This is a genomic window from Pseudomonas songnenensis, assembly GCF_003696315.1.
GTDB classification, from domain to species: Bacteria; Pseudomonadota; Gammaproteobacteria; order Pseudomonadales; family Pseudomonadaceae; genus Stutzerimonas; species Stutzerimonas songnenensis.
Map to the genome: position 1 here is coordinate 1 of NZ_RFFN01000017.1, position 2,089 is coordinate 2,089.

The window sequence follows — 2,089 nt, forward strand, 5'->3', positions numbered from 1 at the left end:
GGGATTTCCAGGTTGTTGACGATGTGCAGCATCGCCGTCACCAGGATGAAGGCGCCGAAGAACCAGTTACCCACATAAATGTGCTTGGCTTTGCGCTTCATGATGGTGCCGAAGAACACGGCGATGTACGACACCCACACCACGGTGATCAGGATGTCGATCGGCCACTCGAGCTCCGCGTATTCCTTGGAGCTGGTGAAGCCCTGAGGAAGGGTGATGACCGCAAGCACGATCACAGCCTGCCAACCCCAGAAGGTGAAGGCTGCAAGTCCGTCGGAGAACAGCCGCGCCTGACAGGTGCGCTGAACCACGTAATAGGACGTGGCAAACAGTGCGCAACCACCGAATGCGAAGATCACCGCGTTGGTGTGCAATGGTCGCAGACGGCCGAAGCTCGTCCACGGCAGGTCGAAGTTGAGCGAGGGCCACACCAGCTGCGCGGCGATCAAGACACCCAGGCCCATCCCGATGATTCCCCATACCACCGTCATGATGGCGAATTGGCGAACCACCTTATAGTTATAAGCAGTCTCACTTATTGCTGTNAACCACCTTATAGTTATAAGCAGTCTCACTTATTGCTGTGCTCATGCAAGGCTTCCACGCTAATGGCATTTTCGAAGGCAAAAACGGCGGCAAGTATGGAGAAAGCAGGGGGGCAATGCAAACCACGCCCGGGCTCTCTTTGCTGGCCAAAACCCTGATTTAAAGCGTTTTCCATGCGCTGCGCAGGGATGTTTCGCACCAGGCCGGTGCGCGGGAATTCTCGAGTTCGCCTTATGGTTCTAGGCGGGGCGGCGAATCGGAAGCAAAGATTAGAAGTGCTGGGGGGAAGGGGGAAGGGCGCTGGTCAGTTGGCGATGCGACAGATAGTCGCAGAGGGGCAGAAGTTGCGTCGGGGCAAGGTGGGAAGGGCGGTACGAGTGTACCGCCCTTTTACGACTCACTGCTTGGCGAGTTGTTCAGGCTTTTGCGACAGGCTGTAAACATAAGCGGCGAGCAAGTGAACCTTGTCGTCACCCAGATACTGCTGCTGAGCAGGCATCTGGCCATTGCGACCGTGGCGGATGGTCTGCTGCAGCTGGCTGAGGCTTGAGCCGTAGATCCAGCCGGAGGCATGCTGAAGATTCGGCGCGCCCAGCGCGGCCATGCCTTCACCACCCTGGCCGTGGCAAACGGCGCAGGTCTGTGCATAGACCTCTTTGCCTTTGCCTAGATCGGCATCGGTGCCTTCCGGCAACGGCAGGCCAGCGAGTTCCTTGCGGACGAAGGCAGCAACGTTCTTCACGCCTTCCTCGCCGATGGCCTGGCCCCAGGCCGGCATTGCCGCGATACGGCCGTTCAGGATGCTGGTCTTGATCGACGTCGCATCACCGCCCCAGCGCCAGTCCTGGTCGGCCAGGTTCGGGAAGCCGAGAGATCCCTTGGCGTCAGAGCCGTGGCAGATCGCGCAGTAGTTGGCGAACAGGCGAGCACCCATTTTCACGGCTTGCGGGTCCTGTGCCACTTCTTCCACCGACATGGCAGCGTACTTGGCGAAGATCGGGCCGTACTTCTCATCAGCCTGGGCGACCTCGCGCTCCCACTGCTTCTCCTGGGTCCAGCCGCCTTCGTAGCCGGGCAGGACGCCTTTCCAGTTACCCAGGCCCGGATAGAGCACGAGGTAAAGGATGCCGAATACCAGGGTGCCGATGAACAGCAGGAACCACCAGCGCGGCAGCGGGTTGTCGTATTCCTCGATGCCGTCGAAGGCATGACCCATCGTTTGATCGGTGGTGCCGGCCGACTCGCCCTTGCGGGTGGCGAAGATCAGCCAGAACAGAGCGACGATGGTGCCCAGCGTCAGCAGGGCGATGTATCCACTCCAGAAAGTGCTCATGTGCTACTCCTGGACAGCCCGAGCAACTCTGGCTGTCCGCGATTGAAGTCCCTGACGGCTGGCTTGGCAGCCGTCATTTTTTCTTGGCTGCGATTAGCGCTTGTTGGTCAGAGCCGTACCGAGCACCTGCAGATAGGCCACCATGGCGTCCATCTCGGTCTTGCCCTTGACGGAGTCGCGAGCGCCGGCGATGTCTTCTTCGGTGTAAGG

General features: G+C 59.6%; 2 protein-coding genes and 1 pseudogene. All 3 read right to left on the reverse strand.

Going from position 1 to position 2,089, the window contains the following annotated elements; translation table 11 throughout:
- Positions 1–491, reverse strand: a 491-nt coding sequence (locus EA798_RS20450) for a cbb3-type cytochrome c oxidase subunit I (RefSeq protein ID WP_208643732.1), incomplete at its 3' end; no start/stop codon positions are given.
- A gap of 452 nt (positions 492–943) precedes the next feature.
- Complete coding sequence (gene ccoP, locus EA798_RS20455; RefSeq protein ID WP_122100118.1) at positions 944–1,879, reverse strand: cytochrome-c oxidase, cbb3-type subunit III; 936 nt, start codon at positions 1,877–1,879, stop codon at positions 944–946.
- Positions 1,880–1,972: 93 nt separating this feature from the next.
- Positions 1,973–2,089, reverse strand: a pseudogene (locus EA798_RS20460) (cytochrome-c oxidase, cbb3-type subunit II); the annotation flags it as partial.